This is a genomic window from Devosia sp. XK-2 (assembly GCF_037113415.1).
Lineage (GTDB): Bacteria > Pseudomonadota > Alphaproteobacteria > Rhizobiales > Devosiaceae > Devosia.
On sequence record NZ_CP146608.1, the window covers coordinates 1,818,389 to 1,835,125 of the forward strand.

A 16,737-nucleotide genomic window follows, 5' to 3' on the forward strand; every position below is an offset into this window, starting at 1 on the left:
TGCCCCGGAAAGTCGCATGCACCCTCTGCTCCCCGCTCTGGCACGACTGGCAATGGCCTGTTTCGCCACGGTCAGCCTGGCCGGCTGCAGCTTTCTGGGCCTGAACTTCGGCATGGCGCAGTTGAGCGAGAAGGAATGCATGATGCGGGCCATGTATTTCGAATCCAACCGTTCCAGCGCCGAAGGCATGCTTGCCGTCGGCACAGTGGTGATGAATCGCCTCTACGATGCGCGCTATCCCAAGACTGTCTGTGGGGTGGTTGGTCAGAAAAACCAGTTCGCGCAGGGCGTACTCACACGGCCCATGACTGACAGCGGCGCCGTTCTGGCCGCCCAGGTTGCCGACCAGGTGCTGTCCGGCGCACGCCATCCCGGCGTGCAGAATGCGCAACATTTCCACACGGCCGGTTTGCGCTTTCCATACAATAATATGTTCTACGTCCTCGAAGCGGGCGGCAACGAGTTCTACGAAAAGCGCAGCCTTCGCTAGACGCTAGGGCATTTCACCGTTTCGTTGAAACGCTAAAATTGCTCTAAGTTCTTGTTTTATCGCGTTTCCGAACCGCAAAACCGCTGCCACTTTTGCTGGAAACGCTCTAGAACTCGCCGCCTATGTCGAAGCCGCCCCAGTCGTCGTCGCCGTCAAATCCGACGTCGTCCGCTGGCGCGTCCGCCTCCGGCGCTTCTGCGGCCTGTGCGGAACCACCAAACATCCCCGCAATGGCCGATCCCAACAGCAAGCCGCCAGTAACACCCAACGCTGTCTGTGCCGCGCCGGCAAGGAAACCACCATCGGCCGGGCGATCCCAAGGGCCACGCGGTCGCGCCGCGCGGGTCTCACGCCTTGACTCATCGTCGCCGAAAATACTGCCCAAAAAGCCTGCGGATCCACCCCCTCTAGCCTCGAGCGCCTCAATGCGCGCTTGTTGCTCGCGCAAGGCGGCTTCCTGCACGACAATGGTCTGCGCCATATAATATGCGGCAGCCGGATGCTCGCGGAGCCGCTGGTGAATTAACGCCTCCGCCTCGGCATCCCGTGGCCCGCTAATGCGTTCAACACGCAAAAGCCGGTCGAACAGATCTTCGATTGCCCGTTCGTCTTCGTCTCGCAACATGGCCTTCTCCCTGTGTCTGTGTTCGGCACATGGGGAGCCCAAGGGCGCGACGCAAGATCAGCGACGGGTCTGTCGCAGCACATAGCCGATCACCACCGCCATGGCGTCATAGAGTTCGATGGGGATGGTTTCGTCCAGCTCCACCCCGCTCAGGGCTTCTGCCAGAACGGGATTTGTTTCGATGACGACGCCATTCTCCTGCGCCAGGGCAACGATCTGCTCCGCGACCAATCCGCGCCCTTTGGCGACAACCCGCGGCGCTTCCCGCGAGCCCTCCTCATAATGCAGCGCTACCGCCAAGGGACGGTCTTCGGGGTCGTCCACGCTCATCGCATCGCGTCCAGATGCTGTCCCGACTGCTCGGCGGTGCGCTTGGACGGGGCAACTGGCGCCCCGGTCCTAATGACAATGACGCCGGGCGTCAGTCCGATATAGGAGAGACTGGCCTTGAGCTCTTCGATACCGGCCGCCAGGGCGTCTGCGGTGTTTGGCTGTTCGGCCCAGAGCATGATTCCGGTCAAGCGCGCGCGCATGGAAATCTGCGCGCCAATTTCGCCTGCTCCCGATAGGTTGAGCGCGAAGCGGATTTGCCATCCGCGATCTTCCTCCCGCTCGCCGTCGCCGTCCGGATCGCGGTGAATCTGCATATGCATCAGATGCTGCTGCCCCGCCACCACGATCGGAAGGTCAAGGCTCCATTGCGCATCGTGTCGGGCCGCATGGGGCTCTGGCAAGGACGCATTCTGGTGCAGCCGCATTCGCGACAATGCCGCTTCGGTCCGCTCCAACAGTATTTTGCCGGCCTCGCGCACATCTTCAGGCAAGTCGGGCAAGCCGCCATCGCCGGTCCGGACCCTAGGCTGCTGTCCGCGCAGGGGCGGCGCAACACCGGCCACCTGGGCGATGGGCGCCTGGCTGCCTAGCCACGCACTAAGGCTTTGGCGCAGGTCCAGTAAGGCCGATTTCGTGTCGCCAGTCACCGCCGCCCCCTGCCCGGACGCCAGCATGGCCTCCTGAAATATCCCCGATCTCTGGACGGCCGACTTGAGCGCCGCCCCTGTCAATTGTGTTCCTTCCACCTGAAGCCGTACGCCCAGCGCCTGCTGCGCTGACTTGACCACCGGTTCAGGCAGGACGAATTTACCCACGGCGGCAGTCAAGGCCGATGTCAAAGCCACTATGCTGTCCTGTCGCGGCAACGCCTGTTGCACCATTTGCGCCAGCGCCGCCTGCGGCGTTGTTGGCGCCTGTGCGGCGGTCGTCACTGGAGCCGGAAGCGATTGTCCCGCTGGCGGCGCCACCGTTCCCGCCAGGTTGGGCGGCGGAGCATGCTGTCCAACCACGCTGGCCGACACCGCCTGCCCCACAGGTGGCAGCGCCGTGCTCGCCGATCCTGCGACGCCCGCAAGCTGCGCGGGAGTTGTCGCCGGCGGAGCGGCCACGGCATAGGGAATATCGGCGCGGGGCAACGTCGGCGCGCCCATGGCCGCTTGGCCGGTGGGGGACGGTGGCGCTACGCCTGCGACTTGCTGGACGGACGATGCCGATTGCTGGACCGGTGCAATATGTGGTGGCGGACCGGCCTGCAGAGCCGCTGGCACTGTTGCACCGGCGTCACCAATCGCCGGCGCGACAGCCACCGGGGCCGTGGCCTGGGGTTGGCCGGCGGCCAGCGGCGTTGGCGGCATGACCTGCGGTCCCGCCGACGGCCGGGGCACACCGGCTGACAGCGTGGCAGTAGCAACGGGAGGCGCTAGTCCGCCCCCTCCCGGGGGCGGCACAACCGGTTTGCCGGTGGCACCGCCGCCATAGGGTGCCGCCACAGCACTCTGAAACGGCGCCTGCGTCGGAGCAACCCGGCCTGGCGCGACTGCCGGGGCGGCGGTGGCGCTCGCAGTCGTCCCGGTGGCAACCGCACCGGACGCAGCACCCGGCCCGGCCAACGCCGAGGCCGAAAGCTGTATCTGCGTTGCCGGAGCGTTCTGAGTCGCGCCGGATGAGGGAACCGGCGCATTGCCCGGCGGTGGGCGCACGGCCTCCAGCGTCAGGCGCAATTGGCCATCCGCCTGCTGCACGGAAAGGGTCAGGGTCGCCCCCACGGGCTGGCTCTGTGGCAGATTGAGGCTCAGCACTTGCCGGCCGATTTGTACCTGCGTGGTGCCGTTGTTCGACTGCGCCAGCACACGGGCTTCCACAGTTTGCCCGGCCGCTTGCGCCAGGGCGCGCAAACTGGCACTGGCCAAAGCCAGCGGAATGGGCGGAAGCTGGGACGAAATACTCATCGGCCGGCCGACTCCGGCCACATTATGTGGCTACGGCAAGTTTAGCGCATTGCACGCTTTGCGCTAGCCACTGGCCAATCCCCCGGTGACCGGCCTATTGCGGCCGAATGTCGGTATAGTCCTTGGTCACGGGCTTTCCCTTGAAGGTCACCCAGAAGAAGTTGAGCGTATAAGTGCCCGCAGTGCGGAAAACGCCTTCCTTCTCAAGGCGGCGGCCCGAGGTCTTCATCTTGAGCGCATAGGTCCATTTGACCCCGCCGACCTTGGACAGGCGCACGGCGACGTCCGTGTCCTCGCCGAAAAAATCGATACTGCGGTCATATCCGCCCACTGCTGCCCAGGCCGCGCGCTTGAAGACGAAATTGCCCCCCTGCACCACCGAACCGACGCGCAGCACGAAGCGATTGAGCAAATAAATGAGATAGGTCAGTCCGTAGAAAAGGCTGATCAAAAAGCGGTTATGCGCGGCCATGTCATAGTAGACGTAGGGACCGCTGAGGCACACAAGGTTGCTGTCTTTGCCGAACTCACGCATCACGACGTCAAGCCAGCCCTCTGGCACGATCGTGTCGCTATCGATATTGGCTACCAGTTCATAGCCCTCGCTGGCCGCAAAGCCGGCATCCCGGGCATTGACCAGGCCCTTTTTGGGTTCGTCGACAACCGTTACGCCGGCAAAACTGCGCGCGATTTCGCCCGTTCTGTCGGTGGAGGCGTTGTTGACAACGATCACGTCGGCCTCGGCGCCGGATCGTTTGATTTCCGCCAGCACCGATTCAAGACATTTGCCGATCAGCGCCTCTTCATTATAGGCGGGAATAACGAAGGCCAACTTCATGGGGTCCCCTTGCCCGGCCTGCAAACCGGTTCTTGTTTGTGCAGCACATAGCGCGGCGCAGCGGCTGCGGCAACCAATCGGGGGGCACACTCCGTCTAGGCGATGTAAAAATGTCCGCTCTTTCCGCCAATTCATACCATCTGCTAGACTGTAACAATGTCTGGGCGGTTCATTTTCCGTTCAGCGGCAATGTTGAATGGATGTCGCCATGATCAAACTTGCTGTTTCTGCCACTATTATATCGTTCGCTATGATCGGAGCGGCTCTTGGCGCCGCTGAGGGCACGGCCGTCGGTGTGAAACCCGACGCCGCCTCGCGTGCTGGCAACGTCGAGCGTGTCCTGGTCGTGGGCGCCGATGTCTCGGTCGGCGAAACCGTCGTGACGGGGCCGTCCGGCAATGTGCAATTGCTGTTCGACGACCAGACGCGTCTTGTCGTGGGTCCGCGCAGCGCCTTGCGGATCGAAACCTATCTGCTCAATGGCAACCGGGCCGACAAATTCGGCGTCAACGCCCTTGCCGGCACATTCCGGTTCATCTCCGGCAACAGCCCGAAATCGGCATATTCGATAAATACCCCGACAGCCTCCATCGCCGTGCGCGGCACCGAATTTGACCTCACTGTCGGCGGTGGACGCAGCTTCGTCATGCTGTTCGAGGGCGCGCTGCGGATTTGCGAGGACAGCATTTGCGTCGATCTCGTCTCGCGTTGCGACATCGGCATCGCTGGCGGCGGCATCGCCGATCTCCTGAAATGGGGTAATGTCCGGCGGGACGAAGTTGTTGCGAACTTCCCGCTGCCCAACATTCAGGCCGGCTTCCTGCCACCGTTCCGCGTCGGCGGCGCGCAGGCCTGCCTCGCGCCCCCCTTGGGCGGCGCGGGTGGCTCGCTAAGCGATGGACCATCCGGCCCCGTTCCCCAAAGTCAAAACCAGAACCAGAACAGGGCCTGCACCGATCCCAAGATCTGTTGAGCTCTGCAAGGCCGGCCACACCGTCAGGCTCTTGAAACGGACGGCAAATCATCCTTTCTTGGGTGCCCGATCGGCCGACCGAAAAGTGAGCCAGCATGGCCTCCTCTAACCACGAGCCTGCAGAAGACGCTGCCAAAGGGGCCAGGCTGGGTCATATCCGGTCCAAATTGCGGTTGCTCTATCACGGCCAGTCACCCAGGGCCTTGCGCTTCCAGACCATCATCCTGCTGGTCGATCTGGCCATCATCGCCTTCTTCATCGCCACGCCTCTACTCCGGGAAACCGAGACCTTCCTATGGATCGACTATTCCATCGCGGCGGTGTTGGCGATCGACCTTATTGCCCGCGGCCTGGCCTCAAGCCATCCCCTTCGCTGGCTTCGGCAATTGCCCGTCATCATCGACATCTTTATCCTGATCACGCTGCTGGCCCCGACTTGGCTGTTCAATCTGGGCTTTCTGCGCATATTGCGCCTTTGGACATTGTCCCGATCCAGCATGGTCTGGCGCCCGCTTGAAAAGCGCGGCCTGGGGGAATATCGCGACACGGTACAAGCGGTTCTGAACCTGCTCGTTTTCATCTTCGTGGTGACGGGCTTTGTCTACACCGCCTTTGCCCGCCGCGATTCCGGCATTGCCGGCTATGTCGATGCGCTTTATTTCACCGTCACCACCATGACCACGACCGGCTTTGGCGACATCGTCCTGCCTGGAACCTTCGGCAAGCTCGTCTCGATTGTGGTGATGATCATCGGCATTTCACTCTTCGTACGACTGGCGCAACTCATCTTTCGCCCCGCCAAGGTGAACTTCCCCTGCCCCCAATGCGGCCTGCACCGGCACGAGCCTGACGCTGTCCATTGCAAGGCCTGTGGTCATCTTCTCAATATTCCCGACGAGGGTCAGGGCTGACTGCCCGACTTGATCACGGGCAAACGCACTCTGAAACAAGCCCCTGGCAATGGCCCGGGGACCAGTTCCAGCGTGCCGTTCATGCGGGCAACGATTTGCCGGCTGATGGCCAGGCCAAGCCCCGCGCCGCCCTGGTCGCCACCACCCTCGACCCCTCGCCAGAATTTTTCAAAAATAAGCTTGCGTTCGGTCTTGGAAATACCGGGACCATTGTCGGCCACGTCGACCACGAATTGGCCGGCACGCACCGTTGAGCTCACCCGGACCACCGGATCGGCAGCATCGTTATATTTCACCGCATTGGAAATCAGGTTGATGAAGACCTGACAAAGCCGGTCGCTATCCCCTTCCACCATAGTCGTTTGGGCCCGTTCCCCAAACTCGACGCGCATGCCTTTCTGCCGCAGCAGTGCGTCGCACACCGCAATTGCCCGGTCTAGCGCCTCCTCCGCATCGACGGGTGTATTCTGCCAGCTCCTCTCGCCCCTTTCGAGCGCGCTTAGGTCCAGGATTTCATCGAGCAGCCTGGTCAGGCGAAGGCTCTCATGGTGGATGGTCGATATGAATCGCTGCCTTTGACCATCGTTGAGGGCGCCCGGTTCCATGAGGATTTCGGAAAAGGACCGGATCGAGGTCATCGGCGTCCGCACCTCATGGCTCACCTGGCTCAGGAATTCGTCCTTCTGGCTGTCCAACTCCCGCAATTGCGCATTTGCCTCTTCCAGCTTGCGCGCCGTCAGCCGCAATTCGGCAGACGTTTTCTCCAGCTCCTGGGAATATTCAATGACCTGCTGCGTTTCGTCGGCCATCTGCATCATCTCTTCCAGGGACACATCGCCCCCGGCGACCACTTTGGCCAACATCACATGCGCCGAAGCGGAGCCGATGGACCCGGCCAGCTCACGTTCGAGCCGGGAGATGAACTCGGGCGTCGGCTCCAGCATTGCCGGCTCCACGCCGCGCTCCTCGGCCGCCGTCTCGAACAGCGCCGCGGCACGCTGCTCGCCCAATACGCGTTCGGCGACGAAATAGAGGTCGTTCGCGGTAGCCGAACCAGGCATGAAACCCCTATGCGCAAAGGGCCGGCGCCGGAACACGTCGACAAAGGCTGCCGACTGGATGCGCTCCAGCGCCGATTGGTTCGAGAGCAGCGATCCCAGAACGAGAAACACGCTGTTGAGCAGCAAACTCCAGAACACCGAATGCACCAGCGGATCGAGCCCGTTGAGTCCGAACAGGTTCTCGGGCCGGAGGAAGCCAATGCCCCAGGGACCCTCCCGCATGACATCGGACACCCAGGGAATGACCGTTTCGAAGCTGGGCAGGAACATGGTCCAGGCCCAGAGCACAAAGCCCACAAATATGCCGCTCGCCGCCCCGCGCTGAGAGGCCTCCCGCCAATATAGGCCTGCCAGCACCGCCGGCAGAAACTGCGCGACGCCCGCAAAGGAGATAAGTCCGATCGGTGCCAGTGCATCGTCGCCCGTCAGCGAGAAATAGAGAAAGCCCAAGGTCAGAATAAGCCCGATAGACACCCTGCGACTCAGCAGCAGCAGCCTTCGCACCCCTTGCCCGTCGCCCTGCCCGACATTGGACGAGCGCAGGATGATCGGCATGATGATATGGTTCGAGACCATGATCGAAAGTGCGATCGAGGCCACGATAATCATTGAAGTAGCAGATGAAAAACCACCGATAAAAGCAAACAAGGCAATAGCAGATTGCCCTTCGGATAACGGAAGCGTCAGCACGAACATATCCGGGTTCGCCCCCACCGGCATGACTGTCATGCCATAGAGCGCGATTGGCAGCGTGAAAACGCTCATCAGGAGCAGATAGGCCGGGAACGCCCAGCCCGCGACGCGCAGATGGTCCTCGCTGGCATTTTCGACGACGGTAATCTGAAACTGGCGTGGCAGGCAGATGATTGCCGCTGCCGACAGCACCGTCATCGCCACCCAGCGCGGCCCGAACGGATCTTCCTCGTAAATGGCAATGCCGGCAGCTTCGGCTCCCCGATAGACCGCCTCGAAGCCCCCACCCAGCCCGAAGGTCACGAACACGCCGACTGAAAGCAATGCTGCCAGCTTGACCACGGCCTCAAAGGCAATCGCGGCCACCACGCCATGATGCTGCTCCTTGGCATCGACATTGCGGGTGCCGAACAGAATGGTGAACAGCGCCATTCCCGCTGCAATGCCAAAAGCCAGCGCGCCATCGTCGACGCCGGCCAGGCTTCCCCTGGCGCCCTCTGCCGATTCGGCGACGGCCTGGATGGAGGCCGTAATGGCCTTGAGCTGCAGCGCGATATAGGGGGTAATTCCGATGACTGCGATCATTGTGACCAAGACAGCCAACCGGCTCGACTTGCCGTAGCGCGATGACAGCAGGTCGGCAATGGAGGTGATCGCCTGCATGCGGCCGATCCGCACCAGCTTGCGCAGCACAAACCACCAGCCCACGAACACAATGGTTGGTCCCAGATAGATGGTCAGGAATTCGAGCCCGCCGCGCGCAGCATTGCCGACCGCGCCATAAAAGGTCCAACTGGTGCAATAGACCGAGATGGACAGCGTATAGACGGCCGGCGAACGCAGAAAGGACGACTTGTTCGCCCGCGTATGGCGATCGCCGAAATAGGCCAGGACGAACAACAGCCCCACATAGACGATAGCGGTGACGATGACGAAATCGGCAGAGAGCATCACTCGTCCCCTTCGTGCCCGTCCTCGTCCGCCGCACGCGGCAGCCGTCGCGTCAATAGGGCCGTGCCGATCACCAGCAGTGCCCAGACCGCGAAGAGGTATAGAACAATCTGCGGCAGGCCAAAGAACAGCAGCGGCTGGTTGAAGATGTAGACCAGCGGCGGAATAATCAGCAGCGTGCTGAACACCGTGAAGACGAACACGCCGCTTTCAAGCTTACGCCGTGTGGTCATCGTCGCCTAGCAAGCGCCGAACCGCGCCCACTACTTCAGCATTGGAATAGGGCTTGGTCACGAAGCCGTCGGCGCCAAGTTCTTCGGCAATGCGGCGATCCTGCTGCTGTCCCTTGGCGGTCAATATCAGCACCGGCAGATCTTTGGTCTGCCCCTCCGAGCGCAATTGCTTGAGCACGTCAAAGCCACTGCGCTTGGGCAGCATCACATCTAGAACCAATATGCGCGGCCTTTCGCGCCGCACCCGTTCCAGAACCGCTTCGCCATCGGTCACCGACTCTATGCTCCAGCCCGCACGGCGCAGGATGAAATCCAGCGATTCCAGAATGCTAGGCTCATCTTCGGCGATCAATATATCGACTGCCAATGCTCCCCCCAAACGTCGCCGCGTTCTCCCTCCGCGGACGGTGGTAATAAATCGCAATCACTCCCTGCCGCCAAGCGCAAAACCACCCGGCACCAATGCGGTCCGCAGATTGTCCCTTCCCGGTGCCGGCGCCAGGGGCTCCTCCTGCCGGCTGGCGCAATTGGACCGCGTGCACAATCTGCAGGTCGGACCAACCTCCACATCGGCCCCCGTATCGGCCAAGTCCAACCCTTGCGCGTAAACGGTCCTGTCTGCATGCAGGGCGTTGCAGGCCAACATGACCGATGCCATGACCGGCGGCTCGTGGAAGGCCGCTGCTCGACGCTGCACCGTCCGTGCCACAAACAGATAGCGCGAACCGTCGGAAAAACGCACCACCTGTCGCAACGGCATATCTGGCGTCCGGAAGGCGCCATAAATGGCCCAGAGCGGGCAGGCATGACCCGAATAGGGCAAGAGCAACCCGGGCAGCGGAAAATGCTTGGTCAGCCGCCCCGCGGGGTCGGAACGCAGAAAGCCGAACGGCACCCCCTCTTCTCCCGGCCGGCGCAGCGACACCAGTCGATGTGCGACCTGCTCGTAACTGGCATAGTAGGTCTGCCGCAACTGGTCGATGTCATAGGCGCCCTCTTCCGCCCGTTCCAAGAAGCGGGAATATGGAAACACCATCGCTCCGGCCAGATAGGATCCCAGGGCCCGCCGTGCCAGCCGCAACGCCGCTGGTGTCGCCAGTGCGGCCTTATCCAGCTCTTCTTCGATAGTCGAGCCAGCGGCAAGCTCTCCATAGAGCCGTGCGAGCTGGAACTGCCGCGTCGCAAGCGTGGTCGCGCCCTGCAGCCACATCGTCCCGAGATCGGCAAAGTAGCGGTATTGCCCGGGAAAATCGGCCGGGCCTGCTGGCGGCACGCCGCCTATGGCAATATCCACGCCGAACTGGCGCGCCAAGGCGTCAGTCAGGCTTTGCAGCCCGAACTCGCCGACCCGCTCCACCTCAGCTCTTAGCCCTTCGGCAGCCGCTTCCAGCGCTGGGAAGTAGTTCGCACGCTCGATCAGTAGATCGTCGATTTCACGCGCCGCCGAAACGCTTCGCCGGCCAGCGCTAGCATTCTCGAAATGCCCGATAAGATTGCGCGCCACGGCCCCCAGATTGCGCGTTTCCCTGCCGATCGATGCCAGAAAGCGTTGCCTTTCGCCCTCATCGAGATCGGTGACCTCCTCGAGAATCTCGGCGCTCGAACGCACGGCAGTAACCCCTGACAGAACTTGGTGCAGCAGCTGGCCAAGCAGCGGATCGGACCGCAGCCGGTCGGCAAAAGCATCGGCGCTTGCGACCGCGCTGGTATAGGCGCGGTGCAAACGCGCCATTGCCTGCGCGCTGGCCGGATATTGCGCCACCATTTGCCGACGCTCGTCAGGTTGAAAAGGCAGCGACTCGTTCATGGGGTCCGCATAGGCCTCTTCGAGGTCCTGGAGGAGCTTTTGTTCCGCTTGACCTGTCAGATCGTCGATATCGATATTCAAATGCAGGGCCACACGCTGCAACAGCGCCCCGCCGACATCGCGCTTATTGTTCTCGATCAGGTTCAGATAGCTCGGGGAGATACCCACCAGGCGCGCCAGGGCCGCTTGGGAAATCTTGAGCGATTTCCGTCTGTTGCTGATCCGGAACCCGATTGGCGCACGCATGGTTTTCCTCCCTCGCACCGGCCAGACTGTCAATAAATTGACAGCAATGACGTCCGCTCAGAACAACAATTTACAAATTTTCGCAGGAATTACAATGGTCTATTGCCGTCATTTTCAAATGTGTCGAATACTTGGCGTGCGATGAGCGGCCGGCAATGTATCGGTCGCCCCGCGCCATAAGGAGGAGATCGATGACACTTTTAAAGCGCGGGCTGACCCGCCGTAGGGTTTTGCAGACCGGCATGGCCGGTATTATTGGTTCGGGCGTTGCCCCCATGGTCTTTACCAAGGGCGCCTGGGCGCAGGAGTTCTGCAACAATCCAACCGGCGACACGGTCACCCTTGGCCTCAACCTGCCATTGACTGGCGCTTATGCCGAAGAGGGCGCCGACGAGCAAAAGGCTTACGAACTGGCCATTGCCCACCTCAATGGTGAGGGTGACGGTGGCCTGCTCAATGTTCTGACCCCCTCGGCCCTCAAGGGCAACGGCATCCTTGGCAAGAAAGTCGGTTTCGTCACCTCTGACAGCCAGACCAAATCGGACGTCGCACGTGCCGGCGCCACGCGCATGATTGAACGCGACGGTGCTATCATGGTCACCGGCGGCTCGTCCTCGGGCGAAGCCATTGCTGTGCAGGGCCTGTGCCAGGAAATGGGCGTCATTTTCATGGCGGGCCTCACCCATTCCAACGACACCACGGGCAAGGACAAGCGCCGCTACGGCTTCCGTCATTTCTTCAACGCCTACCAGTCAGGTGTGGCCTTGGGCCCGATCCTGAGCTCGGAATATGGCACTGACCGCCGGGCCTACCACCTGACCGCCGACTATACCTGGGGCTGGACGCAGGAAGAATCGATCAAGAACACCACCGAGGCGCTCGGTTGGGACACGGTAGAGACCGTCCGCACGCCTCTGGGCGCCGGCGACTTCTCGCAGTTCCTGACACCGGTTCTGAACTCTGGTGCCGACGTTCTTATCCTCAACCACTACGGCAATGACATGGTGAACTCGCTGACCCAGGCGGTCCAGTTCGGCATGCGTGACCGTCAGGCCAACGGCAAGGACTTCCAGATCGTCGTGCCGCTGTTCTCTGAACTCATGGCCAAAGGTGCGGGCGAAAACATCAAAGGCATTTTCGGTACGTCCAACTGGCACTGGAACCTCCAGGATCCGGGCTCGGTGGCCTTCACCAAGTCTTTCGGCGCCGCCTATGGTTCTCCGCCGTCGCAGGCCGCGCACACGGCCTATGTGCAGACCCTGCTCTATGCCGATGCCGTGGAACGCGCCGGCACCTTCTATCCGCCCGCGGTGATCGAGGCATTGGAAGGCCACGAATTCGACGGCATGGGCAACGGTCGCACTCTCTATCGCGCCGAAGACCACCAATGCATGAAGTCGGTGCTTGTGGTGCAGGGCAACGACAATCCGACCAGCGAGTTCGACGTGCTCAATGTCGTGCAGGAAGTCGATCGCGAGACGGTCAACTATGACCCCTCGATCTTCGGCGGCGAGCTCGGCCCGGCAGAGCCCGCCCCAGTCTGCGCCTGACATATCAAGGGGCAAGGCATGGTCCTTGCCCCTTCCGACCAGCTAGCGCCCGGTTCGCCGGGTGCTCCCGCCTGCACATCCGCAGATCGGGGCCGTTTGGAAATCCGGCGGCGGCACTGCGCGGTGCCCCGGAAGGTCACCGCCTCTAGCGGAGCATCAAAATGTTCGAAGTCATCTTTCTGCAGTTTCTCAACGGGCTCGATAAGGGCGCTGCCTATGCGCTCATCGCCCTTGGCCTGACCCTGGTCTTCGGTACGCTCGGGGTCGTGAACTTTGCGCATGGCGCTCTGTTCATGCTTGGCGCCTTCTGTGCCGTCATGTTCCGCCAGTTTCTGACCCTTGAGACGGTCACGATCGATCCAACCCAGACATCCCCCTGGGGCGCGCCTCTGGAGATCCGCGAACCGTTGGTCCAGGCTTGGTTCGGCGATTTCGGCGCCGTTCTGGTCAATTATTCCGTGCCCGTCTCCATTCTGATCACCATCCCGATCATGCTCTTGATTGGCATTGGGCTCGAGCGCGGCATCATCAAGCACTTCTACAAGCGCCCCCATGCCGAGCAGATTTTGGTGACGTTTGGCCTGGCCATCGTGGCCCAGGAAGTCATCAAGTCCGTATTCGGTCCCAATCCCATTCCGCAGCCCATGCCGACCGATCTGCGCGGCGCCGCCGATATCGGGTCCTGGATTGGCTTTCAGGCCAACGTCATCACCTATCCCCTGTGGCGCCTGATCTATTTCCTGTTCTCGGCTGTCGTCATCGGAGCGGTCTTTGCCTTCTTGCAGTTCACCACTTTCGGCATGGTCGTGCGTGCTGGCATGGCCGACCGCGAGACTGTAGGACTGCTCGGCATCAATATCGACCGCCGCTTCACCATCATGTTCGGCATGGCTGCCGTCGTCGCTGGCATGGCGGGCGTCATGTACACGCCCCTCCTGCCACCCAATTACCATCTGGGCATGGATTTCCTGGTTTTGAGCTTTGTGGTGGTGGTCGTGGGCGGCATGGGTTCGCTACCCGGCGCGGTCGCTGCCGGCTTCCTCCTGGGCATTCTGCAGTCCTTCGCCTCCATGACCCAGATCAAGGCCATCATCCCCGGCATCGACCAGATCATCATCTATCTCGTCGCCGTCGTTATTCTACTGGTTCGCCCGCGTGGTCTGATGGGCCGCCGCGGTGTCATGGAGAGCTGACATGACCAATTTCATGTCCCGCAACGATCTGCTTCTATTCCTCGGCTTCACCATCGTCGTGCTCGCCATGCCGCTCTGGCTCGCGCCCTTCGGCGCCGGTTATCCGGACCTGCTGCAACGTTTCATGATCTTCGGCATCTTCGCCGTCGGCTTCAACATTCTGTTCGGCCTCACCGGCTATCTCAGCTTCGGTCACGCTGCCTTTTTCGGCGTCGGCTCCTATGCCGCCGTCTGGTCGTTCAAATTGCTGACCCTGGACGCCATCCCGGCCATGATCTTCGCGGTCGTCATCTCGGGTCTGTTCGCCCTCGTCATCGGCTTCCTCTCGCTGCGCCGCTCAGGCATCTACTTCTCGATCCTGACGCTGGCCTTTGCCCAGATGAGCTACAATCTGGCCTATTCGGTTCTCACGCCGATCACCAATGGTGAAACCGGCCTGCAATTGACCCTGAACGACCCGCGCGTGCTCGACACCGCCCTGGGTCAGACCTTTGTCGGTCAGCCCGTGCCGACCCTTCTCGGCCAGCAATTGAGCGGTTATGCCGGCTTCTATTTCTGCGCCGGCTTCCTCATCCTTGCGTTCTTCTTCGCCCAACGCATTGCCGGCTCCCCCTTCGGCACCATGCTCAAATCCATCAAGTCGAACCAGACGCGCATGCAGTTTACCGGCTTCAACACCCGCCCCTATGCCCTCTCGGCTTTCGTGATTTCGGGTATGTATGCGGGTTTGGCGGGCGCCCTGCTCGCCGTCACCGATCCTCTTGCGGGCGCTGAGCGCATGCAGTGGACGGCCTCGGGCGAAGTCGTGCTCATGACCATTCTGGGCGGCGTGGGTACGTTGGTCGGCCCGGTGATCGGCGCCTGGATTATCAAATATTTCGAGAACATCCTCTCGGCGCTCAACGATAATATACTGGCCCAGTTCTGGAGCTTCCTGCCCGAGGACGCCGCCGACGTCGTGGTCAAGATCACCAGCAAGTTCGTGGGTGATGGCTGGCACCTCACGCTCGGACTGGTCTTTGTGATCATCGTGATCTTCCTGCCAGGCGGCATCATGGAAGGCGTGCGCCGCATCGCCGCCTCAGCCCGCCGCTCCGGCCCGCCCGGCGCCAAATCCCACCAGCCCCAGCCTGCCGAATAAGGACGATCGAGATGGCAAATTCAAATATTGTCCTTCACGTTGCGGACGTTCACAAACGCTTTGGTGGATTGCACGCTCTGGCCGACATCGACCTGGCGGTCGAAGAAGGCAAGACACATGCGATCATCGGCCCCAACGGCGCAGGTAAATCGACCCTGCTCAATGTCATCATTGGCAAGCTGGCGCCAACCAGCGGTCAGGTGGTGTTCGATGGCGCGATCCTGACGGGCCGTAAGCCCTATCAGATCAACCAGCTCGGCATTGCCCGCGTGTTCCAGACCCCGGAGATCTTCGGCGATCTATCGGTCCTGCAGAATGTGATGATCCCCGCTTTCGCCAAGCGCGACGGCGCCTTCACCCTCAACATGCTCCGCTCGCTCGACAGCGAGACCACCATCCGGCAGGAGGCCGAGCACATGCTGGAAGATGTTGGCATGCTCAATCGGCGCGATATGCATGCCGGCAGCCTCAGCCGTGGCGACAAGCGCCGGATGGAGTTGGCCATGTGTCTGATTCAGCACCCGCGCCTGCTGTTGCTCGACGAACCGACCGCCGGCATGAGCCGCCACGACACCAACACCACCATTGAGCTTCTCAAGAAGATCAAGGAGCGTGGCATGACCAAGGTGATCATCGAGCATGACATGCATGTGGTGTTTTCGCTGGCCGACAAAATATCCGTGCTCGCCCAGGGCCGCATCATCGCCGATGGATCCCCGGACGAAGTCCGCGGCAATCCCAAGGTTCAGGAAGCCTATCTCGGAGGAGCTCACTGATGAGTTCTGTTGCCATGCAAACTGAAAGCGTCGTCGGCACCGCAGCCGCCGAACTGGAAACGACCCGACCCTTCTTTTCGGTGCGCGACATGCACGCCTATTATGGCGAAAGCTACATCGTGCAGGGCGTTTCGCTCGATATCCGCAAAGGTGAAATTCTCGCCCTGCTCGGTCGCAATGGCGCGGGCAAGACCTCGACCTTGCGCACCATTGCCCGCACCGACAATCCGCAGATGCGCCAGGGAGAAATCTGGCTTGACGGCCTGCCCATTCACCAGATGAGCAGTTACCAGGCCGCCAGGTCCGGTATCCAGCTCGTGCCCGAGGATCGCCGGATCATACAGGGGTTGACCGTGGAGGAAAATATCACCCTTGCCAAGGTCGCACCCGGTAATGGCTGGAGCCTCGAGCAGATTTACGAAAGCTTCCCGCGTCTGGCCGAGCGCCGCACCCAGGAAGGCGTCACCCTGTCGGGCGGCGAACAGCAAATGCTCGCTATTGCCCGAGCCCTGGCCCGCGACCTGAAACTGCTGCTGCTCGACGAGCCCTATGAGGGGCTTGCACCCGTCATCGTCCATGAGATTGAGCGCATCCTCCATTCGATCAAGCCGCTTGGCATTACCACCATCATCGTCGAGCAAAATGCCGTGGCGGCACTCAAGCTGGCCGATCGCGCCGTCATTCTCGATACCGGCGAAGTCGCCTTTGCCGGGACCGCCAAGGAAGTTCTGGATAATACCGAGCTCCGCCACGAATACCTGGCAATCTAGCGCTGCCAGCGTCTCGCATCCGGCCTAAGGGCCGCACGACCTACCCTGGGCCCATGATTTAAGGCATGTTGCCGATCTCACCCTCTCCCTCGCATGGAGCCCAGGGTCCTTTTACGGGCCACACATCTCGATGTCCGGCGCCGGCTGCGCCTTTCATGCCCGCGGGCTATGCCCCTGGCTAGGGACCCCAAAGCGAA

Annotated in this window: 15 protein-coding genes and 1 pseudogene; 8 read left to right on the plus strand and 8 right to left on the minus strand. The window is 61.6% G+C overall.

All coding sequences use genetic code 11. The features are described from left to right. Positions 1–121: 121 nt before the first annotated feature. A pseudogene (locus V8Z65_RS08740) lies at positions 122–481 on the plus strand (cell wall hydrolase); the annotation flags it as partial. Positions 482–596: 115 nt separating this feature from the next. On the opposite strand, the gene V8Z65_RS08745 reads toward V8Z65_RS08740, so the two are convergent. From V8Z65_RS08745 to V8Z65_RS08760, 4 genes are all read right to left on the minus strand, one after another. Next, the gene (locus V8Z65_RS08745; RefSeq protein ID WP_338723835.1) at positions 597–1,115 is read right to left on the minus strand and encodes a DUF2076 domain-containing protein; all 519 of its coding nucleotides are present in this window, start codon (positions 1,113–1,115) and stop codon (positions 597–599) included. A gap of 57 nt (positions 1,116–1,172) precedes the next feature. Beyond that, positions 1,173–1,445, minus strand: coding sequence for an EscU/YscU/HrcU family type III secretion system export apparatus switch protein (locus tag V8Z65_RS08750; RefSeq protein WP_338723836.1), 273 nt, complete (start codon positions 1,443–1,445; stop codon positions 1,173–1,175). Further along, on the minus strand, positions 1,442–3,397 hold the full coding sequence (locus V8Z65_RS08755) for a flagellar hook-length control protein FliK (RefSeq protein ID WP_338723837.1): 1,956 nt from the start codon (positions 3,395–3,397) through the stop codon (positions 1,442–1,444). The genes V8Z65_RS08750 and V8Z65_RS08755 overlap by 4 nt, the downstream gene beginning before the upstream one ends. A 94-nt stretch (positions 3,398–3,491) precedes the next feature. After that, positions 3,492–4,235, minus strand: coding sequence for a glycosyltransferase family 2 protein (locus V8Z65_RS08760; RefSeq protein WP_338723839.1), 744 nt, complete (start codon positions 4,233–4,235; stop codon positions 3,492–3,494). 208 nt (positions 4,236–4,443) lie between these two features. Here V8Z65_RS08760 and V8Z65_RS08765 point away from each other — a divergent pair, with 208 nt between their 5' ends. Then, positions 4,444–5,208, plus strand: a complete 765-nt coding sequence (locus tag V8Z65_RS08765) for a FecR domain-containing protein (RefSeq protein WP_338723840.1) — start codon at positions 4,444–4,446, stop codon at positions 5,206–5,208. A 95-nt stretch (positions 5,209–5,303) separates the two neighbouring features. Further along, entirely contained in the window at positions 5,304–6,119 is an 816-nt protein-coding gene (locus tag V8Z65_RS08770) for a potassium channel family protein (RefSeq protein WP_338723841.1), read from the plus strand. Here the strand turns inward: V8Z65_RS08770 and V8Z65_RS08775 are convergent. From V8Z65_RS08775 to V8Z65_RS08790, 4 genes are read right to left on the minus strand one after another with little or no spacing between them, the layout of a single operon-like run. Then, positions 6,110–8,824 (minus strand): sensor histidine kinase, encoded by a 2,715-nt coding sequence (locus V8Z65_RS08775; protein ID WP_338723842.1) that lies wholly within the window; start codon positions 8,822–8,824, stop codon positions 6,110–6,112. The genes V8Z65_RS08770 and V8Z65_RS08775 overlap by 10 nt on opposite strands. Further along, on the minus strand, positions 8,824–9,057 hold the full coding sequence (locus V8Z65_RS08780) for a hypothetical protein (protein ID WP_338723843.1): 234 nt from the start codon (positions 9,055–9,057) through the stop codon (positions 8,824–8,826). Before V8Z65_RS08780 ends, V8Z65_RS08775 begins: the two co-directional genes overlap by 1 nt. Then, a complete protein-coding gene (locus V8Z65_RS08785) occupies positions 9,041–9,424 on the minus strand; it encodes a response regulator (protein WP_338723844.1) in 384 nt (127 codons plus the stop codon). The genes V8Z65_RS08780 and V8Z65_RS08785 overlap by 17 nt, the downstream gene beginning before the upstream one ends. Positions 9,425–9,481: 57 nt before the next feature. Further along, the gene (locus tag V8Z65_RS08790) at positions 9,482–11,110 is read right to left on the minus strand and encodes a short-chain fatty acyl-CoA regulator family protein (RefSeq protein ID WP_338723845.1); all 1,629 of its coding nucleotides are present in this window, start codon (positions 11,108–11,110) and stop codon (positions 9,482–9,484) included. A gap of 191 nt (positions 11,111–11,301) precedes the next feature. Between V8Z65_RS08790 and V8Z65_RS08795 the strand changes: the two genes are divergently transcribed. From V8Z65_RS08795 to V8Z65_RS08815, 5 genes are all read left to right on the plus strand, one after another. Further along, positions 11,302–12,660 (plus strand): substrate-binding protein, encoded by a 1,359-nt coding sequence (locus tag V8Z65_RS08795; RefSeq protein ID WP_338723846.1) that lies wholly within the window; start codon positions 11,302–11,304, stop codon positions 12,658–12,660. Between the two features lie 161 nt (positions 12,661–12,821). Further along, entirely contained in the window at positions 12,822–13,853 is a 1,032-nt protein-coding gene (locus V8Z65_RS08800) for a branched-chain amino acid ABC transporter permease (RefSeq protein WP_338723848.1), read from the plus strand. A gap of 1 nt (position 13,854) precedes the next feature. After that, on the plus strand, positions 13,855–14,994 hold the full coding sequence (locus V8Z65_RS08805; protein ID WP_338723849.1) for a branched-chain amino acid ABC transporter permease: 1,140 nt from the start codon (positions 13,855–13,857) through the stop codon (positions 14,992–14,994). 11 nt (positions 14,995–15,005) lie between these two features. Beyond that, positions 15,006–15,770, plus strand: coding sequence for an ABC transporter ATP-binding protein (locus V8Z65_RS08810; protein WP_338723850.1), 765 nt, complete (start codon positions 15,006–15,008; stop codon positions 15,768–15,770). A gap of 14 nt (positions 15,771–15,784) precedes the next feature. Next, positions 15,785–16,540 (plus strand): ABC transporter ATP-binding protein, encoded by a 756-nt coding sequence (locus V8Z65_RS08815; protein ID WP_338723992.1) that lies wholly within the window; start codon positions 15,785–15,787, stop codon positions 16,538–16,540. Positions 16,541–16,737 lie beyond the last annotated feature (197 nt).

Excerpts from the sequence above, each read along its gene's own strand:
- V8Z65_RS08745 (WP_338723835.1), bottom strand. The coding sequence starts at position 1,115 with ATGTTGCGAGACGAAGACGAACGGGCAATCGAAGATCTGTTCGACCGG.
- V8Z65_RS08750 (WP_338723836.1), bottom strand. The coding sequence starts at position 1,445 with ATGAGCGTGGACGACCCCGAAGACCGTCCCTTGGCGGTAGCGCTGCAT.
- V8Z65_RS08755 (WP_338723837.1), bottom strand. The coding sequence starts at position 3,397 with ATGAGTATTTCGTCCCAGCTTCCGCCCATTCCGCTGGCTTTGGCCAGT.
- V8Z65_RS08760 (WP_338723839.1), bottom strand. The coding sequence starts at position 4,235 with ATGAAGTTGGCCTTCGTTATTCCCGCCTATAATGAAGAGGCGCTGATC.
- V8Z65_RS08765 (WP_338723840.1), top strand. The coding sequence starts at position 4,444 with ATGATCAAACTTGCTGTTTCTGCCACTATTATATCGTTCGCTATGATC.
- V8Z65_RS08770 (WP_338723841.1), top strand. The coding sequence starts at position 5,304 with ATGGCCTCCTCTAACCACGAGCCTGCAGAAGACGCTGCCAAAGGGGCC.
- V8Z65_RS08775 (WP_338723842.1), bottom strand. The coding sequence starts at position 8,824 with ATGCTCTCTGCCGATTTCGTCATCGTCACCGCTATCGTCTATGTGGGG.
- V8Z65_RS08780 (WP_338723843.1), bottom strand. The coding sequence starts at position 9,057 with ATGACCACACGGCGTAAGCTTGAAAGCGGCGTGTTCGTCTTCACGGTG.
- V8Z65_RS08790 (WP_338723845.1), bottom strand. The coding sequence starts at position 11,110 with ATGCGTGCGCCAATCGGGTTCCGGATCAGCAACAGACGGAAATCGCTC.
- V8Z65_RS08795 (WP_338723846.1), top strand. The coding sequence starts at position 11,302 with ATGACACTTTTAAAGCGCGGGCTGACCCGCCGTAGGGTTTTGCAGACC.
- V8Z65_RS08800 (WP_338723848.1), top strand. The coding sequence starts at position 12,822 with ATGTTCGAAGTCATCTTTCTGCAGTTTCTCAACGGGCTCGATAAGGGC.
- V8Z65_RS08805 (WP_338723849.1), top strand. The coding sequence starts at position 13,855 with ATGACCAATTTCATGTCCCGCAACGATCTGCTTCTATTCCTCGGCTTC.
- V8Z65_RS08810 (WP_338723850.1), top strand. The coding sequence starts at position 15,006 with ATGGCAAATTCAAATATTGTCCTTCACGTTGCGGACGTTCACAAACGC.
- V8Z65_RS08815 (WP_338723992.1), top strand. The coding sequence starts at position 15,785 with ATGCAAACTGAAAGCGTCGTCGGCACCGCAGCCGCCGAACTGGAAACG.